Here is a 3564-nt window from a genome sequence, read left to right as displayed (position 1 = left end):
GGCGGCCTCCGGCGCACTCCCCTCCTCGGGCGGGGCGGGCACAACAGCCTCGCCCGGCCACCCGCCCCGGCGCGGCCGGCGCGGGGCGAGCGACTGCCGGGCCGGCCCCGCCCCGGCCGCCGGTACCGGGGCCATGGCGCACGACCGTCGCACCGACGCCCCCGCCCGGCCCCGCCGCGGGTGTCCCCGGCGGGGCGGCCGGGTAGCGTACGGGCCATGTCGACCACCCCGACCGACGAGGTCCTGATCGTCACCGGCGCGAGCCGCGGCATCGGCGCCGCCACCGCCCTGCTGGCCGCCCGCCGCGGCTACCGGGTCTGCGTCAACTACCGTACGGACGAGGCCGCGGCGGCCGCCGTCGTGGACGAGATCCGGGCCGGAGGCGGCACCGCCCTCGCGGTCCGCGCCGATGTCAGCCGCACCGCCGGGGTGGAGCGGCTGTTCACCACCGTGGACGCCGAACTCGGCCCGCTCACCGGGCTGGTGAACAACGCCGGCACGCTGGAGAAGCAGTGCCGGCTGGAGGAGATCGACGAGGACCGACTGAACCGGATCTGGGCCGCCAACATCACCGGCCCGTTCCTCTGCGCGGCCCAGGCCGTCCGCCGGATGTCCACCCGGTACGGCGGGCGCGGCGGCGCCATCGTCAACGTCGGCTCGGCGGCCTCCCGGATCGGCTCGCCGAACGAGTACGTCGACTACGCGGCCGCCAAGGGCGCGGTGGACTCGATGACCCGCGGCCTGGCCCTGGAGGTCGCCGCCGAGGGCATCCGGGTCAACACGGTGCGGCCCGGGCTGATCCACACCGGCATCCACGCGCTCGGCGGCGAGCCCGGCCGGGTCGACCGGGTCGCGCCCCACCTGCCGATGCGCCGCGGCGGGCGGCCGGAGGAGGTCGCCGAGGCGGTCCTCTTCCTGCTCTCCCCGGCGGCCTCGTACACCACCGGGGCGTTCCTGGAGGTCTCGGGCGGGCGCTGAACAGCCCGGTTCCGCACCGGAGGGGGCCGGTTTCGGCCAGCGTCGTCCCGCCACCGAGCGGCCCCCTCCGGTTTCCTTCCGCCCGTCCGCCCCCGGCCGTACGGTGGTGGCCATGACCGACGACGCCTTCATCGACATCCCCGGTGTGCGCAACTTCCGTGACGCGGGCGGGATCGGCGCCCTCCGCCGGGGCGTGCTGTACCGCTCCGGGTCCTTCCACACCCTCACCGAGGAGGGCGCCCGGCGGCTCAAGGCGCTCGGCCTGCGGACGGTGTTCGACCTGCGCAGCGCGTTCGAGCTGCAGACCTGGCCGGACCAGCGGCACGGCCTCGACCACGAGGCCCTCAACCTGCCGACCCTGCCCGCCGACCGCAAGGACGTCGACCGGCCCTGGCCCGAGGACCAGGCGGCCCTCTACCCCTTCATGGCCGAGACGGCCGGCCCCTCGATCGCCGCCGTGGTCCGCCGCCTCGCCGCGCCGGACGCGCTGGCCGCCGTCGTCCACTGCGCCGTCGGCAAGGACCGCACCGGCCTCACCATCGCCGTCCTCCAGTCCCTGCTGGGCGCCTCCGAGGCCGAGATCACCACCGACTTCCTGCGCTCCAACGTCGGCCTCGGCCTCGACAAGGGCCCCACCCCGTACGTCGACGAGACCGGCACCGAGCGGATCTCCCGCCCGGTCGACGCCGGGCTCCTCGCCTCCTCGCTGGCCTGGATCCACGACCACCACGGCACCGTCCCCGGCTACCTCCGCCACCACGGCACGACGGACGCCGAACTCGACGCCGTCCGCGCCCGACTCTCGGACTGACCGGCCGTCAGCCCTCGCGCCGCTCGAAGCGCCACCACTGCGCCGGGGCGTCGGCGTCCTCCCGCTGGTGGACGTCGGCCTCCGGGGTGTCGCCCGCCGTCAGGGGCTTGCCGCTGATGAAGCTGGTCACCGTGTAGGTGCCCGGGGCGTCGACGTGGGCCTCCAGCAGCCACTCCTGGGCGCCGAAGGCGTTGGCCGACCACTGCTGGATCCGGACGCCGTCCTCCGTCGAGGCGCCGGCGACGTCCAGGCGCTTCCCGCTGCCGACGTTCTCGATGTGGAACAGCGCGCCGCCCGGGTGGACGGCGCTGAGCCGCCAGAGCTGGGCGTCGCTGCCGTCGTCCGCGCCGAGGACGATCCGGGCGCCGCTGCGCCGGGAGGCGTCGGCGACCCGCAGCAGCAGGCCGCTGCCGACGTTGCGGACGAGGTAGCTGCCGTCGGTGATCGCGGAGTCTGTCACGCCCGCAGTCTGCCACCGGGCACCGACAGGCCGTCCCGCACCGCCGTGCGGGCCACCGGCCGAGGGGTCCGTGCCGGGGGCGCGGAGGAGTTTCCGCCGGACCGGCCCCGCCCCCTATGCTGCGGCGAATGTCCACCGAGCAGATACCGTCGCACCGTCAACAGCCCACCTTCCCCGAAGCCGTGGCCGCCCTGGAGGCCGTGGTCGCGGCCGGGGACGACGAGCGGTTCGGGCCCGCCCTCGGGCTGGTCGGCGGGCTGTTCGGCGCGGCCGACCCGGCCGAGCGGGTGGCGGCCGGCCCCCGGCTGGCCGCGCTGCTGCCGGACGCCCCGCCCTTCCCCCGCGCGCACCTGGCCATGGTGGTGGGCGCCTGCGTGGAGCACGGCGCCGACCCGGTCGCCTGCTCCGGCCCGGTGCTGGCCGGCCTGCGCGGGGCGCTCACCGGGGCGCAGCTGCTGGTCCGGCGCTGGGCCTCCACCGGCGGCGGCCCGCTGCCCGACGCGGAGGAGGACGATCCGGCCGAGGCGCACGAGCGGATCGCCGACCCGGCGCACCTGGACGAGTGGCACGCGCACCTGGCCGTGGTCGCCTGGTGGACGCTGCACCTGTGGCAGCAGGCGGCCTGGGCGGTGTACGCGCACGCGGAGGTCCGGGCCGAGGCCCGCGCCTCGGGCGTCACCGAGGTGCTCCTGGAGCTGTTCGACCGCTACCAGGGCGAGCAGCACGACTTCAAGGGCCTGGTCCACCTGGCGCTGATGCTGGACGACGAGCCGCTGCTGGTGCTCGACCGCCCCACCGGCACCGGCTACCTGCTGCGGATGAGCGGCCTGAGCGACACCTTCCAGCTGCACACCCTGCTCGCCGACGTGCTGGTCGGCGGCGGCCACCTGCCCGGCACCCCGCCGGAGCGGGAGGTGGTGGCGCTGGCCCGGACGGCGTTCCTGGACGGCCGCCGGGTGATCGCCACCGGCGCCTTCAACCTGGTCGCGCCGGACGGCTCCTGGATCTGGAACGAGGGGACGCCGAGCGACGTCCCGGTGGTGGACGGCGTGCGCGTCCTGGTGCTGGAGCCGCTGCCGTACGAACGCAGCTGGTCGGCCGGGCGGTTCATCCAGGAGGTTCCGGGCGACCTGCGGCTGGAGCGGGTGCTCGACCCGGCGGAGGCCGCCCGCCGGCTGGCCGCCACGGTGCCGGGGCAGACCCCCGCCGAGGCGTTCCGGTAGGCCGGGGCGCCGGTGGATCCGGGCGTTCCGGGAGGCCCCGACGGCCCCGCCCGTTCACCGGGTTAGGGTCGGAAGCCGACACAGCCCCCTAC

Annotated in this window: 3 protein-coding genes and 1 pseudogene; 3 read left to right on the top strand and 1 reads right to left on the bottom strand. The window is 76.5% G+C overall.

Annotated elements, in window-relative coordinates:
* Positions 1-216: 216 nt before the first annotated feature.
* Complete coding sequence (locus tag ACFU6K_RS34025; protein ID WP_380669695.1) at positions 217-978, top strand: SDR family oxidoreductase; 762 nt, start codon at positions 217-219, stop codon at positions 976-978.
* 112 nt (positions 979-1090) lie between these two features.
* The gene (locus ACFU6K_RS34020) at positions 1091-1789 is read left to right on the top strand and encodes a tyrosine-protein phosphatase (RefSeq protein WP_380669693.1); all 699 of its coding nucleotides are present in this window, start codon (positions 1091-1093) and stop codon (positions 1787-1789) included.
* 7 nt (positions 1790-1796) lie between these two features.
* On the opposite strand, the pseudogene ACFU6K_RS34015 reads toward ACFU6K_RS34020, so the two are convergent.
* Positions 1797-2255: pseudogene (locus ACFU6K_RS34015) on the bottom strand (RICIN domain-containing protein); the annotation flags it as partial.
* A gap of 122 nt (positions 2256-2377) precedes the next feature.
* Between ACFU6K_RS34015 and ACFU6K_RS34010 the strand changes: the two are divergent.
* A complete protein-coding gene (locus ACFU6K_RS34010; protein ID WP_380669691.1) occupies positions 2378-3472 on the top strand; it encodes a hypothetical protein in 1095 nt (364 codons plus the stop codon).
* Positions 3473-3564: the final 92 nt, after the last annotated feature.

This window comes from Kitasatospora sp. NPDC057512, from assembly GCF_042802135.1.
Classification (GTDB): Bacteria; Actinomycetota; Actinomycetes; order Streptomycetales; family Streptomycetaceae; genus Kitasatospora.
Note: the sequence above shows the minus strand (reverse complement) of the source record. Positions and strands in the feature narration are given on the sequence as shown.